The organism is Pantoea sp. X-Soil-MYKO-1289 (assembly GCF_059730625.1).
Genome location: NZ_AP036004.1, coordinates 2,961,559 through 2,982,258, shown reverse-complemented (window position 1 = coordinate 2,982,258; position 20,700 = coordinate 2,961,559). Strand labels below are relative to the sequence as shown.

The 20,700-nt window shown below is 59.4% G+C and carries 20 protein-coding genes; 12 read left to right on the top strand and 8 right to left on the bottom strand.

Going from position 1 to position 20,700, the window contains the following annotated elements:
• Positions 1-28: 28 nt before the first annotated feature.
• Positions 29-979, bottom strand: a complete 951-nt coding sequence (gene tal / locus AC6I7Z_RS14385; RefSeq protein WP_033753764.1) for a transaldolase — start codon at positions 977-979, stop codon at positions 29-31.
• A gap of 372 nt (positions 980-1,351) precedes the next feature.
• Here tal and maeB point away from each other — a divergent pair, with 372 nt between their 5' ends.
• Complete coding sequence (maeB, locus tag AC6I7Z_RS14380; RefSeq protein WP_497814719.1) at positions 1,352-3,631, top strand: NADP-dependent oxaloacetate-decarboxylating malate dehydrogenase; 2,280 nt, start codon at positions 1,352-1,354, stop codon at positions 3,629-3,631.
• Here the strand turns inward: maeB and hemF are convergent.
• Both hemF and amiA read right to left on the bottom strand, forming a co-directional pair.
• Positions 3,626-4,528, bottom strand: a complete 903-nt coding sequence (hemF, locus tag AC6I7Z_RS14375) for an oxygen-dependent coproporphyrinogen oxidase (RefSeq protein WP_497814718.1) — start codon at positions 4,526-4,528, stop codon at positions 3,626-3,628. The two genes, maeB and hemF, sit on opposite strands and share 6 nt — an antisense overlap.
• Before the next feature lie 32 nt (positions 4,529-4,560).
• Positions 4,561-5,427: an N-acetylmuramoyl-L-alanine amidase AmiA gene (gene amiA / locus AC6I7Z_RS14370; RefSeq protein ID WP_497814717.1), complete on the bottom strand. Its 867-nt coding sequence runs from the start codon at positions 5,425-5,427 to the stop codon at positions 4,561-4,563.
• Between the two features lie 211 nt (positions 5,428-5,638).
• On the opposite strand from amiA, the gene AC6I7Z_RS14365 reads away from it, so the two are divergent.
• The 10 genes from AC6I7Z_RS14365 to AC6I7Z_RS14320 all read left to right on the top strand — a co-directional run bounded on the left by AC6I7Z_RS14365 (position 5,639) and on the right by AC6I7Z_RS14320 (position 14,356).
• Positions 5,639-6,064: a GNAT family acetyltransferase gene (locus AC6I7Z_RS14365; protein ID WP_033753728.1), complete on the top strand. Its 426-nt coding sequence runs from the start codon at positions 5,639-5,641 to the stop codon at positions 6,062-6,064.
• Complete coding sequence (locus AC6I7Z_RS14360; RefSeq protein WP_497815454.1) at positions 6,060-6,521, top strand: DUF2919 domain-containing protein; 462 nt, start codon at positions 6,060-6,062, stop codon at positions 6,519-6,521. Before AC6I7Z_RS14365 ends, AC6I7Z_RS14360 begins: the two co-directional genes overlap by 5 nt.
• A gap of 64 nt (positions 6,522-6,585) precedes the next feature.
• A complete protein-coding gene (locus AC6I7Z_RS14355; RefSeq protein ID WP_497814716.1) occupies positions 6,586-7,203 on the top strand; it encodes an RpoE-regulated lipoprotein in 618 nt (205 codons plus the stop codon).
• A 178-nt stretch (positions 7,204-7,381) separates the two neighbouring features.
• Entirely contained in the window at positions 7,382-8,398 is a 1,017-nt protein-coding gene (locus AC6I7Z_RS14350) for a sulfate ABC transporter substrate-binding protein (RefSeq protein ID WP_497814715.1), read from the top strand.
• Positions 8,398-9,234, top strand: coding sequence for a sulfate/thiosulfate ABC transporter permease CysT (cysT, locus tag AC6I7Z_RS14345; RefSeq protein WP_497814714.1), 837 nt, complete (start codon positions 8,398-8,400; stop codon positions 9,232-9,234). The genes AC6I7Z_RS14350 and cysT overlap by 1 nt, the downstream gene beginning before the upstream one ends.
• Complete coding sequence (cysW, locus tag AC6I7Z_RS14340; RefSeq protein ID WP_497814713.1) at positions 9,234-10,109, top strand: sulfate/thiosulfate ABC transporter permease CysW; 876 nt, start codon at positions 9,234-9,236, stop codon at positions 10,107-10,109. Before cysT ends, cysW begins: the two co-directional genes overlap by 1 nt.
• The gene (cysA, locus tag AC6I7Z_RS14335; protein ID WP_497814712.1) at positions 10,099-11,187 is read left to right on the top strand and encodes a sulfate/thiosulfate ABC transporter ATP-binding protein CysA; all 1,089 of its coding nucleotides are present in this window, start codon (positions 10,099-10,101) and stop codon (positions 11,185-11,187) included. Before cysW ends, cysA begins: the two co-directional genes overlap by 11 nt.
• Positions 11,188-11,262: 75 nt before the next feature.
• Positions 11,263-12,144 (top strand): cysteine synthase CysM, encoded by an 882-nt coding sequence (cysM, locus tag AC6I7Z_RS14330; protein WP_313590344.1) that lies wholly within the window; start codon positions 11,263-11,265, stop codon positions 12,142-12,144.
• A 167-nt stretch (positions 12,145-12,311) separates the two neighbouring features.
• Positions 12,312-12,992, top strand: a complete 681-nt coding sequence (locus AC6I7Z_RS14325) for a response regulator transcription factor (protein WP_497814711.1) — start codon at positions 12,312-12,314, stop codon at positions 12,990-12,992.
• On the top strand, positions 12,989-14,356 hold the full coding sequence (locus tag AC6I7Z_RS14320; RefSeq protein ID WP_497814710.1) for an ATP-binding protein: 1,368 nt from the start codon (positions 12,989-12,991) through the stop codon (positions 14,354-14,356). The genes AC6I7Z_RS14325 and AC6I7Z_RS14320 overlap by 4 nt, the downstream gene beginning before the upstream one ends.
• Positions 14,357-14,441: 85 nt before the next feature.
• On the opposite strand, the gene crr is transcribed toward AC6I7Z_RS14320, so the two are convergent.
• The 5 genes from crr to cysZ all read right to left on the bottom strand — a co-directional run bounded on the left by crr (position 14,442) and on the right by cysZ (position 19,401).
• Positions 14,442-14,945: a PTS glucose transporter subunit IIA gene (gene crr / locus AC6I7Z_RS14315; RefSeq protein WP_033753703.1), complete on the bottom strand. Its 504-nt coding sequence runs from the start codon at positions 14,943-14,945 to the stop codon at positions 14,442-14,444.
• 42 nt (positions 14,946-14,987) lie between these two features.
• Entirely contained in the window at positions 14,988-16,715 is a 1,728-nt protein-coding gene (gene ptsI, locus AC6I7Z_RS14310) for a phosphoenolpyruvate-protein phosphotransferase PtsI (RefSeq protein WP_033753701.1), read from the bottom strand.
• 159 nt (positions 16,716-16,874) lie between these two features.
• Complete coding sequence (ptsH, locus tag AC6I7Z_RS14305; protein ID WP_007889063.1) at positions 16,875-17,132, bottom strand: phosphocarrier protein Hpr; 258 nt, start codon at positions 17,130-17,132, stop codon at positions 16,875-16,877.
• A gap of 387 nt (positions 17,133-17,519) precedes the next feature.
• Positions 17,520-18,491, bottom strand: a complete 972-nt coding sequence (cysK, locus tag AC6I7Z_RS14300; RefSeq protein ID WP_434125715.1) for a cysteine synthase A — start codon at positions 18,489-18,491, stop codon at positions 17,520-17,522.
• Between the two features lie 142 nt (positions 18,492-18,633).
• Complete coding sequence (gene cysZ, locus AC6I7Z_RS14295) at positions 18,634-19,401, bottom strand: sulfate transporter CysZ (protein WP_497814709.1); 768 nt, start codon at positions 19,399-19,401, stop codon at positions 18,634-18,636.
• Between the two features lie 218 nt (positions 19,402-19,619).
• Between cysZ and zipA the strand changes: the two genes are divergently transcribed.
• Positions 19,620-20,651 (top strand): cell division protein ZipA, encoded by a 1,032-nt coding sequence (gene zipA, locus AC6I7Z_RS14290; RefSeq protein ID WP_497814708.1) that lies wholly within the window; start codon positions 19,620-19,622, stop codon positions 20,649-20,651.
• Positions 20,652-20,700 lie beyond the last annotated feature (49 nt).

The following is a 20,700-nucleotide window of genomic DNA, read 5'->3' as shown; positions in this document are numbered from 1 at the left end:
CCCGCCCGACAAAATTAACAGGCAAAAACTACAGGCGCGCGGCCAGCACGTCTTCGAGTTTCTGCTGATCGACGGCAAACTGACGGATGCCGTCGGAAAGTTTTTCGACCGCCATCGGATCCTGGTTGTGCTCCCAGCGGAACTCCGCTTCAGAAAGCGACGCCGGCTGGTGGAAACCTTCGGTCGACGGTTCCAGCTTGCGCTCAACCGGCGCATCGCTGTTCTGCAGCTCTTCCAGCAGATTCGGAGAGATAGTCAGGCGGTCGCAGCCCGCCAGCGCGATAATCTGCTCTACTTTACGGAAGCTCGCGCCCATGATGATGGTGCTGTAACGGTGCTTTTTGTAGTAGTCGTAGATGCGACGCACCGATTTCACGCCCGGATCTTCGTCGACCACATACGGGTCGAGCGGCTTGCGGCTGTTGTACCAGTCGTAGATACGGCCGACGAATGGCGAAATCAGGAAGACGCCCGCTTCGGCGCAGGCGCGTGCCTGGGCGAAGGAGAAGAGCAGCGTCAGGTTGCAGTGGATGCCGTTTTTCTCCAGCTCCTCGGCCGCCTTGATGCCTTCCCAGGTGGACGCCAGCTTGATCAGAATGCGCGAGCGGTCGATGCCGTGCTCTTCATACAGGCGAACCAGTTTTTCCGCTTTGGTCACGCACATGCCACGATCGAAAGAGAGGCGCGCATCTACTTCGGTCGAAACACGGCCCGGTACGCTTTTCAGGATTTCCATACCGAGGTTAATAGCGACTTTATCGCTGGCATTGATAATCTGCGTCTCTTTGCTGCCGCCCTGCTTTTTCGCATAGTCGATAGCGTCGTCGATCAGATGCTTGTAGCCTTCGAGGCCGGCAGCTTTCAGGATCAGAGAAGGGTTGGTGGTCGCGTCTTCAGGATGGTAGTTGCGAATGGATTCGATATCGCCGCTGTCCGCCACGACGGTAGTAAACTGTTTTAATGCCTCTAGCTGGTTCATCTTTTAACTCCTTGATGAGCAATTCTTTATTGCGAATGATTTCACCCTGCAACACAGTGCATCAGGCGTTCGATGATGAAAATACTCTTTTTCTGATTATTGCGATGGGTTGAACTCATCGGGGCCCCGCACGGCGAAAAGCGCGTGACGTTAAACAGGGAGAGCATGCTGCAACATCCTGTCAGCGAGCCGGGGGGCGAAAATCGCGCATCACAAAGGTTAGCAGAACTGACAGGTTCTGCCGGATGAACCGCACTTTCCGCCCTGCGCCGCCTTTACGCACCGAACTGCCTTATCGCGATCGCCCCAACGTTTTCCTTGTCATCAGCCTTTTATACTGCCAGCGCACCGAAGCTGAAAAAGGAACCGACAATGGACGACCAACTCAAGCAGAGCGCGCTGGATTTTCATCAGTTTCCCACCCCGGGCAAAATCCAGGTTTCCCCCACCAAACCTCTCGCCACCCAGCGCGATCTGGCGCTAGCTTACTCCCCCGGCGTCGCGGCGCCCTGTCTGGAAATTGCGCAGGACCCGCTGGCGGCGCATAAATACACCGCGCGCGGCAATCTGGTGGCGGTGATCTCCAACGGCACCGCGGTGCTGGGGCTCGGCAATATCGGCGCGCTGGCGGGCAAGCCGGTGATGGAGGGCAAAGGGGTGCTGTTCAAGAAGTTCGCCGGCATCGACGTCTTCGATATCGAGATCGACGAGCAGGATCCCGATCGGCTGATCGAGGTTATCGCCGCGCTGGAGCCCACGTTTGGCGGCATCAACCTGGAAGATATCAAAGCGCCGGAGTGCTTCTATATCGAGCAGCAGCTGCGCCAGCGCATGAAGATACCGGTATTTCACGACGACCAGCACGGCACGGCGATTATCTGCACCGCCGCAGTGCTCAACGGGCTACGCATTGTCGAGAAAGCGATTGGCGAAGTGCGGCTGGTGGTTTCTGGCGCCGGCGCCTCGGCTATCGCCTGCCTGAATTTGCTGGTGGCGCTCGGCATGCAGAAGCGCAACATCGTGGTGTGCGATTCGAAAGGAGTGATCTACCGCGATCGCGAAGCGGATATGGCGCCCACCAAGTCCGCCTACGCCGTCGAAGATAACGGCGCGCGCAGGCTGGAAGAGGTGATTGAAAACGCCGATATCTTTCTCGGCTGCTCGGGGCCGCGCGTGCTGACGCCGGAGATGGTGCAAAAGATGGCGCGCGATCCGCTGATCCTGGCGCTGGCCAACCCGGAGCCGGAAATTATGCCGCCGCTGGCGAAGGCGGTGCGCCCCGACGCCATCATCTGCACCGGCCGCTCCGACTTCCCTAATCAGGTCAATAACGTACTCTGCTTCCCGTTTATTTTCCGCGGCGCGCTCGACGTCGGGGCAACCACTATCAACGAAGAGATGAAGCTGGCGGCGGTGCACGCCATCGCCGCGCTGGCGCAGGCGGAGCAGAGCGATGTGGTCGCCTCCGCCTATGACGACCAGGATCTCAGCTTCGGGCCGGACTACCTGATACCTAAACCGTTCGACCCGCGCCTGATCGTGCAGATCGCGCCGGCGGTGGCGCGCGCCGCGATGGAGTCGGGCGTGGCGACCCGGCCCGTTGAGGATTTCGACGCCTACCGTGAGAAGCTGACCGAGTTCGTCTATAAAACCAACCTGTTTATGAAGCCGATCTTCTCCCAGGCGCGCAAGGCGCCAAAGCGCGTGGTGCTGGCGGAAGGCGAGGAGGTGCGGGTGCTGCACGCCACCCAGGAGCTGGTGACGCTCGGTCTGGCGCGGCCGATCCTGATAGGGCGTCCCAACGTTATCGCGATGCGTTTGCAGAAGCAGGGGCTGAAGATCGAGGCGGGCAAAGATTTCGACGTAGTCAACAACGAATCGGATCCGCGCTTCAAGGCATACTGGAACGAATATTACCAGATGATGAAGCGGCGCGGCGTCACGCCCGAGCAGGCGCAGCGTGCGGTGATCGGCAATCCGACGCTGATCGGCGCCATTATGGTGCATCGCGGCGAGGCGGACGCGCTAATCTGCGGCACCATCGGCGACTACCATGAGCATTATGACGTGGTAGAGAAGGTGTTTGGCCTGCGCGACGACGTTAAGGTGGCGGGCGCGATGAACGCGCTGCTGCTGCCCAGCGGCAATACCTTTATTACCGACACCTACGTCAACGACGATCCTACGCCGGAACAGCTGGCCGATCTGACGCTGCTGGCGGCGGAAACGGTGCGTCGCTTCGGCATCGAGCCGCGCGTCGCGCTGCTGTCGCACTCCAGCTTCGGCACTTCGAACGCGCCGGGAGCGCGCAAGATGCGCGAGGCGCTGGCGATTATTCAGCGCCGCGCGCCGGATCTGGAAGTGGATGGCGAGATGCACGGCGACGCGGCGCTGGTAGAGAGCGTCCGCCGCGAGCTGATGCCTGACAGCCCGCTAAAAGGGGCGGCGAACCTGCTGATCATGCCCAACGTAGAAGCGGCGCGCATTAGTTACAACCTACTACGCGTCTCCAGTTCGGAAGGCGTCACGGTCGGCCCGGTGCTAATGGGCATCAGCAAGCCGGTGCATGTGCTGACGCGCATCGCGTCGGTCAGGCGCATTGTGAATATGGTGGCGCTGGCGGTAGTCGAAGCACAAACCGCGCCGCTATAGCCAGTCGCGCACCGGCAAAAAGTCGCGCGTCAGCGCGGCTTCCGGCGAGTCGGGCGCGGGCTGGTAGTCATACTCCCAGCGCACCAGCGGCGGCATCGACATCAGGATGGATTCGGTGCGGCCGCCGGTCTGCAGGCCGAACAGGGTGCCGCGATCCCACACCAGATTGAACTCGACGTAGCGTCCGCGGCGATAGAGCTGAAACTGACGCTCGCGCTCGCCCCAGGGCAGCGCTTTGCGGCGCTCGACGATCGGCAGATAGCCGTCGAGGAAGCCGTTGCCCACCGCCTGCATAAAGGCGAAGCTGGTGTCGAAGTCCGGCGCGTTGAGATCGTCGAAGAAGAGGCCGCCAATGCCGCGCTGTTCGTCGCGGTGCTTCAGATAGAAGTAGTCGTCGCACCATTTTTTATAGCGTGGATAGACCTCGTCGCCGAACGGCTGGCAGAGATCGAAGGCGGTCTGATGCCAGTGCACCGCATCTTCCTCGAAGCCGTAATAGGGCGTCAGATCGAAACCGCCGCCGAACCACCACACCGGATCGGCGCCCGGCTTTTCGGCGATAAAAAAGCGCACGTTGGCGTGACTGGTCGGCACATAGGGGCTGTGCGGATGGATCACCAGCGACACCCCCATCGCCTCGAAGCTGCGGCCCGCCAGCTCGGGACGGTGCGCCGTCGCCGACGCGGGCATTTGATCGCCGTGCACGTGGGAAAAGTTAACGCCTGCCTGCTCAAATACCGCGCCGTCACGCAGCACGCGACTGCGTCCGCCGCCGCCGCCCGGACGCTGCCAGCTGTCTTCGACAAACTGCGCGCCGCCGTCAGCTGCCGCCAGTTGATTACAGATTGTCTCCTGCAGGTTCAGCAGAAAGGCTTTAACGCGGGAAATATCGGGCATGGCTTCGGACTCATTGCAAAAAAGTGGCGCGATTATACCTGACCATTGCGGCGATCGTACTCATCAAAGTAGCGCGTAATGCCGTCGGCGATCGCTGTGGCGATTTTGCGGCGGAAGGCGTCGGTGCCGAGCAGCTGCTCTTCGCGCGGATTGGTAATAAAGGAGGTCTCTACCAGCACCGACGGAATCGACGGCGATTTCAGCACGGCGAACGCCGCCTGTTCGGTGTGTTCGCTGTGCAGTCGATGCACCGGGCGGATCTGATCGAGCACATGCTTGCCCAGCGTCAGGCTGTTGCGGATGGTATCGGTCTGCACCAGGTCGAACAGGATCTGATTAAGATAGTGATCCTGCTCCTCGACTTTTGCGCCGCCCACTTTATCCGCCGCATTCTCTTTATCGGAGAGATAGCGCGCCATGGCGCTGCTGGCGCCGCGATTCGAGAGGGCGAACACCGAGGCGCCGCTGGCTTCCGGGCTGGTAAAGCCGTCGGCGTGAATCGACATAAACAGGTTCGCGCCGTGCTGGTGGGCGATCTCGACGCGCTGATAGAGCGGAATAAAGTGGTCGCTGTCGCGCGTCAGCCGTACTTCGATGCGCGGATGCGCCTGCAGCAGCGCGCGCACCTGGTGCGCGATCGCCAGCACGATATGTTTCTCTTCCGAACCTTCGCTGCCGACGGCGCCGGAATCGATGCCGCCGTGGCCGGGATCGATCATCACGATGCGCTTGCCGTTTTTCTGCGGCGGCGCAGGCTGCGCGTGACGCGGACTTGCGCGCAGCGGCGTATTCTCCTCTTTCGCCTGAATCGCGCGTGGAGAGAGCACGGCCAGCGCCAGGCCGGAGAGCAGCAGCTGGCGACGGTTGGTAAGACGCTTAAGCAGAGAGAGTGTGGGCATGGGCTGGTCCATTAGCGAATTTAGGTGCAGAGTGTTATATCGTAACATTTTGTTCACCGCGAGGACGCAACCCTTTCAGCTCTTTACTTTGTATGTCAGGTTGCTAACAGAAAAATTGCCGGTTTTTGTTCCAGGCTGCACTAAGCGGGGTTGCACGCGGCGGCGAATGCGTGATAATCAGCGAATTGTGCTTATTTGCAAGGTAAAGAAGATGGAAATCCGCGCCTTCCGCCAGGAAGATTTTGAAGAGGTGATCACGCTCTGGGAGCGTTGCGATTTGTTACGTCCGTGGAACGATCCAGAGCTGGATATCGAACGCAAGATGAACCATGACGCGGACCTCTTTCTGGTTGCGGAAGTCGGCGGCGAAGTGGTCGGCACGCTGATGGGCGGCTACGACGGCCATCGCGGCTCCGCCTACTATCTGGCGGTGCATCCCGACTACCAGGGCCGCGGCTTCGCCAACGCGCTGATGAACCGGCTGGAGAAAAAGCTGATTGCGCGCGGCTGTCCCAAGATCAACCTGATGGTGCGCGAAGAGAACGATCAGGTGGTGGCGTTCTACGAAAAGCTGGAGTACGAACCGGTGGATTCGGTGCTGCTCGGCAAGCGGCTGATTGAAGACCGGGAGTATTGATGCGGTGAAATATCTGCCGGATGAATATGATGCGAAAGGGCAGCTGCGGCTGCCGTTTCTTTTTTGGCTGACGCTGCTGCTGCTGGCGCGCACCTGGATCCTGCTGGTGATGGCAGGCGCGTCGCGTCAGCAGGGCAGCGATCTGCTGGGGCTGTTCTATCCCGATCGCCAGGCGTTCTGGCTCGGGCTGGCGCTCGGCGCGCCCGCGCTGATCGGCCTGCTGCTGACCGGCTATCGCGCGCGCTGGCCGCGGCTGTGGCAGGCGTGGCGCTGGGTGCTGGCGCTGTCGCTGGCGGTTAACCTGGCGTGGCAGGGCGCGACGTTCGCCTCTGGCGATCTGCTCGCGTCGCCCTGGCCGCTGCTGCTGACGCTGTTCGACGGTCTGGCGCTGCTGTGGCTGCTGGTCAACGTCAGGCTGCGCGACTGCTTTCTGCCGGAACATCAGCTGGCGGAATAAACTTTTTTGCCGCTGGCGACTCCAATGAGTTCTGCCGTTTGGCACAGTGTTAACAGGAGTTTTCATGAAAGCTTTACCCATTTCGCTGCTGGTTGCCGCCGCGCTGCTGAGCGGCTGCGCCAGTTCGGATTCCGGTTCCGCCTCTGCGTCCGACGTAAGCTGGTATAACCCGCTGAGCTACCACTGGTCGTCGGCGCTGCCGTGGAACTGGTTCGGTTCATCGCTGACCGCCACCGAACAGGGCGTCGGCGGCGTCGGCAGCGCCACTGCGATGAGCGAAAGCGCCATCAGCGACGGCCTGAAAGGCAACTACAAGCTGCGTCAGGGCATGCGCAGCGAAAACGGCGACGTGATCGCTTTCTGGCAGGCGCTGGATGACGGCAAAGTGAAGTTGCAGATCAGCGGAGCCAGCAGCGTAGAGCGTATCGAGGTGATGGATAGCGACATCGCCGCGCAGGACGGCGCGAAAATTGGCGACGCCTTTAGCGACAGGTTCAGCAAGGCCTTTAATAACTGCAAGCTGGCGGGCGGCGCGGGCAGCCACGACGTCGAGTGCCGCGCGCCGGGCAGCCAGCATCTCTCCTACGTTTACAGCGGCGACTGGCACGGCCCGGACGGCCTGATGCCGTCGGATGACGTATTGAAAAGCTGGAAGCTCAGCAAAATCATCTGGCAGCGTTAAAGCCTTTAGCGTCAGCGCCATTCCCGCCTGACGCATAAACTCTTGCGCCCGCTTATGCCATTTTCGACTTTGAAATCATCAAACGATATATAAAACCGCTACAGCTTTTCATGGGGTTATAAATACACTGGGCGAACGGCTGGCATAAGCCGGATCTCTTGTTTTCTCAGGGTGCCCCATGACCAAAAGAACGATGAAAAATATCGTTGGCGGTATCGCCTTGTCGCTTAGCCTGGCGGGCGCGGCCAGTGCCACCGAACTGCTCAACAGCTCGTACGACGTCGCGCGCGAGCTTTTTGTCGCCCTGAATGCGCCGTTCGAAAAACAGTGGGATGCCAGCCATCCCGATGACAAACTCACCATTAAGATGTCGCACGCCGGCTCGTCGAAGCAGGCGCTGGCGATCCTGCAGGGACTGCGCGCCGATGTGGTCACCTATAACCAGGTCACCGACGTGCAGGTGCTGCACGATAAAGGCAATCTGGTCGCGGCCGACTGGCAAAGCCGGCTGCCGAATAACAGCTCGCCGTTTTACTCCACCATGGCTTTTCTGGTGCGCAAGGGCAATCCAAAGCAGATTCACGACTGGGCCGATCTTGGCCGTGACGGCGTGAAGCTGGTCTTTCCCAATCCGAAAACCTCCGGCAACGGCCGCTACACCTGGCTGGCGGCCTGGGGCGCCACCAGTAAAGCTAACGGCGGAGACGAGGCGAAAACCCGCGCCTTTATGACGCAGTTTCTTAAGAACGTCGAGGTGTTCGATACCGGCGGGCGCGGCGCGACCACCACTTTCGCCGAGCGCGGCCTGGGTGACGTGCTGATTAGCTTTGAATCGGAAGTGAACAATATCCGCAACCAGTACGGCAAAGACGAGTACGAAGTCGTGGTGCCGAAAACGGATATTCTCGCCGAGTTCCCGGTTGCCTGGGTCGATAAAAACGTCGAGCACAATCACACCGCGGATGCGGCGAAAGCCTATCTCAACTATCTCTATACGCCGCAGGCGCAGCAAATCGTGACCGATTTCTACTACCGCGTGAACAACCCGCAGCTGATGGGCGAGCATAAAGATCGCTTCCCGCAGACGCAGCTGTTCCGCGTGGAAGATCAGTTCGGCGGCTGGGATAAGGCGATGAAAACCCACTTCGCCAGCGGCGGCGAGCTGGATCAACTGTTATCAGCGGGGCGTGGATAATGTTTGCCTTAAGTCAGAAACGCGTCCTGCCTGGCTTCGGCCTGAGTCTGGGCACCAGCCTGCTGTTTACCTGTTTGATTCTGCTGCTGCCGATCAGCGCGCTGCTGATGCAGCTGTCGCAGATGACGCTGGCGCAGTACTGGCAGGTGATCAGCAATCCGCAAATGGTGGCGGCCTATAAAGTGACGCTGCTGTCGGCGGCTGTCGCCTCGCTGTTTAATGCGGTGTTCGGCATGATTATGGCGTGGATCCTGACGCGCTATCGCTTTCCCGGCCGCACGCTGCTGGACGGACTGGTGGATCTGCCGTTCGCGCTGCCGACGGCGGTGGCGGGCCTGACGCTGGCCGGTCTCTTCTCGACGAACGGCTGGTACGGCGAGTGGATCTACAACGCCTTCGGCGTCAAAGTATCCTATACCTGGCTCGGCATCGCCGTCGCCATGGCTTTTACCAGCATTCCCTTCGTCGTGCGCACCGTACAGCCGGTGCTGGAAGAGCTGGGGCCGGAGTATGAAGAGGCGGCGCAAACGCTGGGCGCGACGCCCTGGCAGAGCTTTCGCCGCGTGGTACTGCCCGAAGTGGCACCTGCGCTGCTGGCGGGCACCGCGCTCTCTTTTACCCGCAGCATCGGCGAGTTCGGCGCGGTGATCTTTATCGCCGGCAATATCGCCTGGAAAACCGAGGTGACCTCGCTGATGATTTTCGTGCGTTTGCAGGAGTTCGACTACCCGGCCGCCAGCGCGATCGCCTCGGTGATCCTGGCCGCGTCGCTGGTGCTGCTGTTTGCGATTAACACCCTGCAGAGCCGCTTCGGCCGTCGACTGGGAGGTCACTAATGGCGGATATTTCCCACATCAACGCCGCCGACCGCCAGCCGGTCAACTGGGGCAAATGGCTGCTGATCGGCATCGGCGTGCTGGTGTCGCTGCTGCTGCTGGTGGTGCCGATGATCTCTATCTTCTACGAAGCGCTGAAGATGGGAGTGGGCGTCGCCCTTCAGAATCTCGGCGACAGCGACATGCTGCACGCCATCTGGCTGACGGTGCTGGTGGCGCTGATTACCGTGCCGGTTAATCTGGTGTTCGGCACGCTGCTCGCCTGGCTGGTGACGCGCTTTAACTTTCCCGGCCGCCAGCTGCTGCTGACGCTGTTCGACATTCCGTTCGCCGTGTCGCCGGTGGTGGCGGGTCTGATGTACCTGCTGTTCTGGGGCGTTAACGGCACCGCAGGCAGCTGGCTGGACGCGCATAACATTCAGGTGATGTTCGCCTGGCCCGGCATGGTGCTGGCCACCGTCTTCGTCACCTGTCCCTTTGTGGTGCGCGAGCTGGTGCCGGTGATGCTGAGCCAGGGCAGCCATGAAGATGAGGCGGCGGTGCTGCTTGGCGCCTCTGGCTGGCAGATGTTCCGCCGCGTAACGCTGCCGAATATTCGCTGGGCGATGCTCTACGGCGTGGTACTGACCAACGCCCGCACCCTGGGCGAGTTTGGCGCGGTCTCGGTGGTATCGGGATCGATTCGTGGCGAAACCTACACGCTGCCGCTACAAATTGAATTACTGCATCAGGATTACAACGTGGTGGGCGCCTTTACCGCCGCCGCGCTGCTGACGCTGATGGCAATTGTGACGCTGTTTCTGAAAAGCATGTTGCAGTGGCGTTTAGAGCAACAGCAGCATCGCCTGCAACAGGAGGAAAATCATGAGCATTGAGATTAACCAGATCAACAAATCTTTCGGCCGCACTCCGGTGTTGAACGATATCTCTCTGGATATTCCTTCTGGCCAGATGGTGGCGCTGCTGGGCCCGTCCGGCTCCGGGAAAACCACGCTGCTGCGTATTATCGCCGGGCTGGAGCACCAGAACAGCGGGCAGATCCGCTTTCACAATAAAGATGTCAGCGCGCTGCACGCTCGTGACCGCCAGGTCGGCTTCGTGTTTCAGCACTATGCGCTGTTCCGTCATATGACGGTGTTCGACAATATCGCGTTCGGCCTGACGGTGCTGCCGCGCCGCGAGCGTCCTTCCTCGGCGGAAATTAAGCAGCGCGTGACGCGTCTGCTGGAGATGGTGCAGCTGGCGCATCTGGCGAACCGCTTCCCGGCGCAGCTCTCGGGCGGCCAGAAGCAGCGCGTGGCGCTGGCGCGCGCGCTGGCGGTGGAACCACAGATCCTGCTGCTCGACGAACCCTTCGGCGCGCTGGACGCCCAGGTGCGTAAAGAGCTGCGTCGCTGGCTGCGTCAGCTGCATGAAGAGCTGAAATTCACCAGCGTCTTCGTGACTCACGATCAGGAAGAGGCGATGGAAGTGGCCGATCGCGTGGTGGTGATGAGCCAGGGCAATATCGAGCAGGTAGGCACGCCGGACGAGGTGTGGCGCGATCCCGCCACGCGCTTCGTGCTGGAGTTCCTCGGCGAAGTGAACCGCTTCGACGGCGAAGTCCACGGCTCGCAGTTCCACGTCGGCGCGCACCACTGGCCGCTGGGCTACACCCCGGCGCATCAGGGCGCGGTCGAGCTCTTCCTGCGTCCGTGGGAGATTGACGTTTCCCGTCAGAGCAGCCTGGAGACGCCGCTGCCGGTGCAGATCCTTGAGGTGAGCCCGCGCGGCCACTTCTGGCAGCTGGTGGTTCAGCCGAGCGGCTGGCAGAGCGAACCTTTTTCACTGGTGTTCGACGGCGAACGCAGCGCGCCGGTACGCGGCGAACGCCTGTTCGTCGGCCTGCAGCAGGCGCGCCTCTATCAGGGCGCGACGCCGCTGCGCGCTGTTGCCTTTGCCGAGAGCGCCTGATATTTTCTCACGCGACAGCGGGCGGGAGCGATCCCGCCCTTTTTTTGTTCGCTTAGCTTCGCCGGGAAACGCACCTTGAGCACTCTGCAAAACACCATCGGCAATACGCCGCTGATCAAACTTCAGCGCCTGACGCCTGCCAACGGCAGCGAAATCTGGCTTAAGCTGGAAGGCAACAACCCCGCCGGCTCGGTTAAGGATCGCGCCGCCTGGTCGATGATCCACCAGGCAGAGCTGCGCGGTGAGATCGCGCCCGGCGACCGCCTGATTGAGGCGACCAGCGGCAATACCGGCATCGCGCTGGCGATGATCGCCGCCATGAAGGGCTACGCGCTGCGCCTGCTGATGCCTGAAAATATGAGCCAGGAGCGGCAGGACGCGATGCGCGCCTACGGCGCCGAGCTGGTGCTGGTGAGCCGCGAGCAGGGCATGGAGGGCGCGCGCGATATGGCGCTGGCGATGATGGCGCGCGGCGAAGGGCATGTGCTCGATCAGTTCAATAATCCCGATAATCCGCTCGGCCATTATCAGACCACCGGCCCGGAAATCTGGCAGCAGAGCGCCGGACGCCTGACCCATTTCGTCTCCAGCATGGGCACCACCGGCACCATTACCGGCGTCGGGCGCTACCTGAAAGAGCAAAGCGATCGCGTGGCCATCATCGGGCTGCAGCCGGAAGAGGGCAGCGCCATACCCGGCATTCGTCGCTGGCCGCAGGCTTATCTGCCGGGCATCTATCGGCCCGAGCTGGTGGACGAGGTGATGGATATGGGACAGGCAGAGGCGGAAGAGACGATGCGGGCGCTGGCGCGGCGCGAAGGGATCTTCTGCGGCGTCAGCTCCGGCGGCGCGGTGGCGGGCGCATTGCGCATCGCTCAGGCGCGGCCCGGCAGCGTTATTGTCGCTATCGTCTGCGATCGCGGCGACCGTTATCTCTCAACTGGCGTCTACCGCTAACCCCTCTGCTAAACGGCCCGGCTGCGCCTGTCTGGTGCTGCCGGGCCGTTTTTGTCTATAGTCATCCTGAGCATCGTCTGACGTCGGATCTGTAAGGAACGCGTAAAATCGGCTGCGTCCGGCGCCCGCTCAGGACAAAATAGCGGCAATTCAGGCGAGAGACCCCTATGAAAATTTTGTTAGTTGATGACGATCTGGAGCTGGGCACCATGCTCAGCCAGTACCTTATTGCGGAAGGCTTTGAAACCCAGCTGGTATTAACCGGCAGCGCCGGTATCGAAGGCGCGCTTTCCGGCCACTACACCGCGATGATCCTCGATATTATGCTGCCCGATATGAGCGGCATCGACGTGCTGCGTCAGGTACGGCAGAACAGCCGCCTGCCGGTGATCATGCTGACCGCCAAAGGCGACAATATCGATCGCGTGATCGGGCTGGAAATGGGCGCGGACGACTATATGCCGAAGCCCTGCTACCCGCGCGAACTGGTGGCGCGCCTGCGCGCCGTGCTGCGCCGTTTCGAAGAGCAGGCGCCGCTGCCGGATAAAAAAGAGCTGCTGCGCTGGGGCGAACTGACGCTCAATCCCGCCACGCGCATAACTGAGTGGCAGGGCAAAGCATTCGACCTCACCGCTTCGGAATTCAATCTGCTGGATCTGCTGATGCGCGCGCCGGACCGCGTGGTGTCGAAAGATGAGCTGTCGGAAAAAGGGCTTGGCCGTCCGCGCGAAGCCTACGATCGCAGCGTTGACGTGCATATCAGCAACATCCGTCAGAAGCTGGCGGCGCTCACCGCCGACAGCGTCAACATCGAAACGGTGCGCAGCATCGGCTACCGCATTCGATGAAGCAGAACTACCGTGGGCGCATGTTCTGGAAGATTTTAATCGGCTTCTGGATCGTATTCGTTATTATCAGCCAGCTGCTCTGGCTCGGCTTCAGCATTGCCGGCAATCGCCATGAGCCGCCGGAGATTATCGCCACGCGCCGCATCGTCAACTTGCAGATGGCGTCCGCGGTTTCGGTGCTGGAGCGCGGCGGCCTCGGCTCGCTGAACGATATGATGGCGGACTGGGAGCCTAACGATCGCCAGTTCTTTTCCGTGATCCAGCATGCCCGGCCCGCTCATTCCGAGCCGCTGCCGGAGACCTTCAGTCCGCCGTTTCAGGGCAAATTCCCGGATGTGATCGTGCGCTGGGTGAAAGGCGCGGACGGCAAAGAGTATGAGCTGCGCTATAACGTCAAAGGGCTGCGCGAAGACAGCTCAATGGGTCTGGACAGGCCGCGCCGCATTCTCAATATCCCCGAGCCGATGTTTTTTTTCGCCGGTACGGTGGGGCTGCTGTTCAGCCTGCTGCTGGCGTGGAACCTGACGCGGCCGATGCGTCAGCTGCGCGAGGGCTTTTCACGCGTATCGAACGGCGATCTCAGCGTGCGGCTCTATCCCATGATGCGCAAGCGCCACGATGAGCTTTCTAACGTGGCGGAGGCGTTCGACGCCATGGTGGAGCGGCTCGATACGCTGGTGCACGCGCGTGAGGAGCTGCTGCATGATATTTCGCACGAGCTGCGTTCGCCGCTGGCGCGACTGCAGCTGGCCACCGGCCTGGCGCGTCAGACGCCGGCCAGCGTTAACGCCTCTCTGGATCGCATCGACGAAGAGGCGCGGCGGCTGGATAAGATGATTGGCGAGCTGTTGACGCTGTCGCGCGCCGAGCATGAGAGCATGCCCGACGAGCAATATTTCGATCTGACCGGCCTGGTGCACGCGGTGGTCACCGATGTGCGCTACGAGGCGCAAATTCCTGGCGTGAAGGTTGACTTCCTGGTGGATGAAAACGCCGATTACACCGTGCGCGGCAACGCCGAGTTGATTCGCCGCGGCATCGAAAACGTGCTGCGCAACGCGCTGCGTTTCTCGCTGCCCGGTCAGCATATTCAGGTCAGGCTGAAGGCGGATCAGGAGTGGCTGGCGATTCGCGTACGCGATCAGGGGCCGGGCGTGGACGATGAGAAGCTCTCCAGCATCTTCGATCCTTTTGTCCGGGTTAATTCGCCGCTGCTGGGCAAAGGCTACGGGCTGGGGCTGGCTATCGTGCGTAAGGTGGTTCTGGCGCATCACGGCGAAGTGCAGGCGGTAAATCGCCCTGAGGGCGGGCTGGAGCTGACGATCCGTCTGCCGCGCTGGCAGGCGCAGGTAAAGGGCAGCTGAGTTACGTTTTTCACCCGCGTCGTCACCCCACAAAACAGAAACAAAAACGGCACCCAGTGGGTGCCGTTTTTGTTAGCGAGATCCGTTACTTCTTGATGCGGATCACCGGCGTTTCGCCAACGGTAACCTGACCAGAGAGCTTAACCAGCTCTTTGATCTCATCCATGTTGGAGATCACCACAGGCGTCAGCGTAGATTTCGCTTTCTCTTCCAGCAGCGGCAGATCAAACTCGATCACCACATCGCCTTTCTTGACCTTCTGGCCTTCTTCCGCGATGCGCTTGAAGCCTTCGCCTTTCAGCTCGACGGTGTCGATGCCGAAGTGTACAAACAACTCGATGCCGTTGTCAGACTCGATTGAAAACGCGTGGTTGGTTTCGAAAATCTTACCGATGGTGCCATCGACCGGCGCAACCATTTTGTTGCCGGTTGGTTTGATGGCAATACCGTCGCCAACGATCTTCTCGGCAAACACCACATCCGGCACGTCTTCAATGTTTACGATTTCGCCTGACAGAGGCGCAACAATATCAATCGTCCCAGATGTGCTTTCTGATTTATTGCCAAAAAGCTTGTCAAGAAAACCCATATTCTTCTCCTAAACAGTATTGTTGGGCCAGCGTCTCGTGGATCAGCAGAGTGTTTTCTCTTTGATGAACTTGTTGACCAGATTCATCAGGTCTTCCGCTGTAGGTTGAGCCAGAGCCTGCTCCGCCAGAGCCTTCGCATCTTCGAAATTAGTATTGCGAATGATTTTCTTAATGCCTGGGATTGAAATGGCACTCATGCTGAATTCGTCCAGCCCCATACCCAGTAACAGTAGTGTAGCACGTTCATCACCGGCCAGCTCACCGCACATGCCGGTCCACTTACCTTCGGCATGAGAAGCGTCGATCACCTGCTTGATCAAATTCAGCACCGACGGCGTCATCGGGTTATACAGGTGTGAAATCAAATCATTACCGCGATCGACCGCCAGAGTATACTGCGTCAGGTCGTTTGTCCCAATACTGAAGAAGTCGACTTCTTTCGCCAGATGACGCGCAATCACCGCCGACGCCGGGGTTTCCACCATAATGCCGACTTCGATGGTTTCATCGAACGCTTTGCCTTCTTCGCGCAGCTGCGCCTTCAGGGTTTCCAGCTCGGCTTTCAGGATGCGCACCTCTTCAACAGAGATGATCATCGGGAACATAATGCGCAGCTTGCCGAAGGCGGAGGCGCGTAAAATAGCGCGCAGCTGGGCATGGAGGATCTCTTTGCGATCCATGGCGATACGAATGGCGCGCCAGCCGAGGAACGGGTTCTCTTCTTTCGGCAGGTTCATGTAAGGCAGATCTTTGTCGCCGCCGATATCCATGGTGCGCACAATCACCGCCTGCGAGCCGACGGCTTCGGCTACCGCTTTATAGGCCTGGAACTGCTCTTCTTCGGTCGGCAGCGAATCACGATCCATAAACAGGAATTCGGTACGGTAGAGGCCGACGCCTTCCGCGCCGTTGCGCTCTGCGCCGGCAACGTCGCGCACGGTGCCGATGTTGGCGCACACTTCAACCTGGTGACCGTCCAGCGTGATCGCCGGCAGATCTTTCAGCTTGGCCAGCTCATGTTTTTCGCTCAGATACTGGGTCTGAACCGCTTTCAGCTCTTCCAGCTCGCTCTCTGACGGATTGACGTAAACTTTGTTGTTCACGCCGTCCAGAATCAGGAAATCGCCATTTTTCACCGTGGCGGTGACGTTGCCGGTGCCGACGATCGCCGGCAGCTCAAGCGAGCGCGCCATAATTGAGGTGTGCGAAGTGCGGCCGCCGAGGTCGGTAATAAAGCCCAGCACCTTTTTCAGGTTCAGCTGCGCGGTTTCCGACGGCGTTAAATCTTTGGCTACCAGAATCGATTCGTCCTGGATAGCGCTCAGGTCGACGATATGCAGACCGAGAATGTTTTGCAGCAGACGTTTGCCGATATCGCGAACGTCAGCGGCGCGTTCTTTGAGGTATTCGTCGTCCAGCTCTTCGAGCGCTTTCGCCTGACCGTCGATCACGGAGTAGGCGGCGGCGTCGGCCGAAGCGTGATCTTTCTTGATCAGGTCGATGATTTCCTGCTCCAGCTCTTCGTCTTCCAGCAACATGATGTGGCCTTCGAAGATGGCTGCTTTCTCTTCACCAAACGTTTCACCCGCTTTCACTCTGATCGCTTCCAGCTGCTGCGCAGCCTGAGCGCGGCCGTCGAGGAAGCGTTTTACTTCCTGGTCAACCTGATCATCAGAAATCTTCTTGCGGTTGATGACGATCTCATCCTCAATCAACAGCAGAGCTTTGCCGAAAGCGATACCTGGTGATGCTAAAATGCCTGAAATCATAACCCTACCTTTTAATCACGATGGCTCTTAGACCCAATGCGTTGCCATTGTCGCGGGAGCTGTACTCTACGGATGTGATAACGCGGACAAATTGTCCGCGATCAAGATGTTTGCACTCAATGGGGCAAAGGAGTCGGTATAAAGCAAAAGCTGACCAGATTACTCCAGTTCAGCCATCAGTTTAACCAGATGCTCCACGGCCTGCTGCTCATCTTCGCCTTCTGCGGAGAGCGTCACAACCGTGCCCTGAGTCAGGCCCAGCGTCTGCAGTTTGAACAGGCTCTTGGCGCTGGCGGATTTGCCGTTAGAGGTAACGGTGATTTCTGACTGGAACGCTTTCGCTTCTTTAACAAACTGCGCGGCAGGGCGGGTGTGAAGACCATTAGGCGCGGTGATAGTAACTTCTTGCTGGAACATTCTGTTTCCCCAACGTTATCAGGTTTGGTGTTATGGACTTAAAGTCTAGCCTGGAGCCGTAACTTTAGCCTGTGTAGGTGCGCGGGTATAGCGTTACGCTGACCATTAAATGCGCTTGAATGAGTACGTCATTCCAGATGAAGGGTCAAAATCCCTGTCGAGCGCTTCAGCTGCTAATTATGCCGTGATTCGCCGTTTCGCCAAATGCGTAAATCGATTCAGCTTGATCCACTTCAAAGGCTGATTAATTTCAGGCACCGAAATAATTGGCAGCTTAAATACCAGAGCTGAGTCACTGAAATCAATCTGGACGGTGGTGAAAGTGCGATCTACGCCACAAAAAAGCACCCATTTGGGTGCTTTTTTCGGCGTTTTAGGAATCTGTCGTTACTGTTGCAGCTCTTTCTCGGTGAAAAGATCGGCAAACAGCGCGGTACTTAAATAGCGCTCGCCGGAAGAGGGGAGAATGACCACGATATTCTTATTGGCGAACGCTTCGTCCTCTTGCAGCTTCAGCGCCGCTGCGACTGCTGCGCCGGAAGAGATGCCGGCAAGAATGCCTTCCTCTTCCATCAGCTGACGCGCCGTGCTGATCGCCTCTTCGTTGGTGATCGCCACAACGCGGTCCACCAGATTGAGATCGAGGTTGCCGGGAATAAAGCCGGCGCCGATGCCCTGAATCTTATGCGGGCCAGGCTTGATCTCTTCACCCGCGATCGCCTGAGCGATAACCGGCGAGTCGGTCGGCTCCACCGCCACGGTGATCAGCTCTTTCTTGCCTTTGGTGTTCTTGATATAGCGAGAGACGCCGGTCAGGGTGCCGCCGGTGCCGACGCCTGCGATAAACACATCTACCGCGCCGTCGGTATCTTCCCAGATTTCAGGACCGGTGGTCTTTTCATGGATTTCCGGGTTCGCCGGGTTGCTGAACTGCTGCAGCAGCACATATTTGTCTGGATCGCTGGCGACAATTTCTTCCGCTTTGGCGATAGCGCCTTTCATGCCTTTCGGCCCTTCGGTCAGCACCAGGTTGGCGCCCAGCGCTTTCAGCAGCTTGCGGCGTTCGACCGACATGGTTTCCGGCATGGTCAGCGTCAGCTTGTAGCCGCGCGCGGCGGCCACGTAGGCCAGCGCAATGCCGGTATTGCCGCTGGTCGGTTCGACCAGTTCGACGCCAGGTTTCAGAATACCGCGTTTCTCTGCGTCCCAAATCATATTGGCACCGATACGGCATTTTACGCTGAAGCTCGGGTTACGGGATTCTACCTTCGCCAGAATGCGGCCGTTACCGATGCGGTTCAGTCGAACCAGTGGCGTATGACCAATTGTCAACGAGTTATCTTCATAGATCTTACTCATAGCCTGTCCTTAACTGTATGAATTATTGGGAACCCACTGAGCATACCCTTTCTGTCTACGCGCGGAAGGAAAGAAAACGCATATCTATATGTCCCCACGCAATAAGCCTTATTAAAAAATGCATAAGGCGGTCTGATGAGTACTAGCGTAGCTCAGCGCGGCCCAGCTGCGCGCGGTAGCGATCGACCCACATCGCCGTCGCGCCGCATACCGCAACCGGCATAATCGCCAGGTTGAGAATCGGAATCATGGTGAACAGGCTGACCAGCGCGCCGAACTGCATATTGGCGCTTTTATGGCGGCGCAGAGCGCTGCGCATCTGCTGAAAGCTCACTTTATGGTTATCGAACGGATAGTCGCAATACTGCACCGAAAGCATCCAGGCGCTAAACAGGAACCACAGCACCGGTGCCACCGTCTGGCCAAAGCCGGGAATAAAGTAGAGCAGCAGCAGGCCGAGCGCGCGCGGCAAATAGTAGCCGAGCTTTTGCAGTTCGCGCTTCATAATGCGCGGCACATCCTTCAGCATCGCCATCCAGCCGCTGTCCGGCAGCGGTTTGCCCGTCAGGCGGCCTTCCAGCTGCTCCGCCAGCAGGCCGCAAAACGGCGCGGCGATCCAGTTGGCAATAGTAGAAAAGAAGTAGCTGAACACCAGCACGATCGAAATGACCGACAGCGGCCAGAGCAGATAGCTTAGCCACTGCAGCCAGTCGGGAATGTGCGCCATCAGCTGCGGGATCCAGTTGCCCAGCTGGTAGAAGAGCCAGACGAACGCGCCGCCCAGCAGCAGAATATTGACCAGCAGCGGAATAATAACGAAACGCCGAATGCCTGGCAGACGAACCAGTCTCCAGCCTTCGCTAAAATAGTGCACGCCGTTGAAACTTGAGACAGTGTTCTTGTGGGCCATACAGGCAACTCTCCAGGAAATAATCAGGCGAGACCATGATAACCTGGCTTTTTCTCCTGACCATGAGGCGATTGTGTGAAAAAACAGCAAAAAACCGTGGGGTGACTATCTTATTTGTCAGAAAATACTGCACGAGCTTGCACTTGTTTAGCTGGGCAAATACAGTTAGAGGATAAAGTTTGCCGCGGTGGCAAGGTATTGGAACAACAGAGAATACAATGATGCAGGATTTGCGTCTGATATTAATCGTTGTTGGCGCGATCGCCATTATAGCGCTCCTTCTTCACGGGCTGTGGACCAGCCGTAAAGAGCGCTCGTCAGTGTTTCGCGATCGCCCGCACAAACGGCTCAAACAGCGCGACCAGCGCGACGATGAAGATAGCCTGACCGATGACGAAGAGAGCGTCGGCGAAGTTCGCGTGCGCCATGAGCGGCCGCATCAGGAGCCGCGCATCGACAATTTCCGCGACGAGCAGCAGGACGACGCGCCGGTCTTCAGCGCCGCGCCGGAGAAGCCGCGTCAGCCCGCCGCGCGCCCGCAGCCTCAGCAGGAAGACGATCCGCTGCTGACGCCGCAACAGCCGCGTCCGCAGCAGTCGCGTCCGCAGCCTGTGCAGACGCCGCAGGAACCTGCGCCGCGTTTCGCGCCAGCGCAGCCGATTCAGGCCGATCCGCTGCTCGATTTAGATCCGCTGGACGCTGTGCAGCCCGAGCCGCTGTACGAGGCGGAGCCGGAGCCGCAGCAGCCTGTTCGCCATCAGCCGGAACAGCATGAGCCGCAGCCGAACGAGCCGGTTCGCCATGAGGCGCCGAAAGCGCCAGGCAAGCCGAAAGAGACGGTGCTGGTGCTGCACGTCGCCGCGCATACCGGCGGCACGCTGAACGGCGAAGCGCTGCTGCAGGGCATTCTGCAGGCGGGCTTCCAGTTCGGCGAAATGAATATTTTCCATCGCCATCTCAGCCCAGCGGGCAGCGGCCCGGTGCTGTTCAGCCTGGCGAACATGGTGAAGCCTGGCTCGTTCAATCCAGATGAGATGTCTGACTTCTCCACGCCCGGCATCTCGATCTTTATGATGGTGCCTTCCTACGGCGACGCGAACCAAAACTTCAAGCTAATGCTGCAGTCCGCGCAGCGCATCGCTGATGACGTCGGCGGCGTGGTGCTGGACGACGAGCGTCGCATGATGACGCCGCAGAAGCTGGAAACCTACAAGAACCGCATACGCGAAGTCATTGAATCCAGAGAATAGGGCAGACCGTTAATTCTGATTCACCAAACCCCCGCCTGTCGGGGGTTTT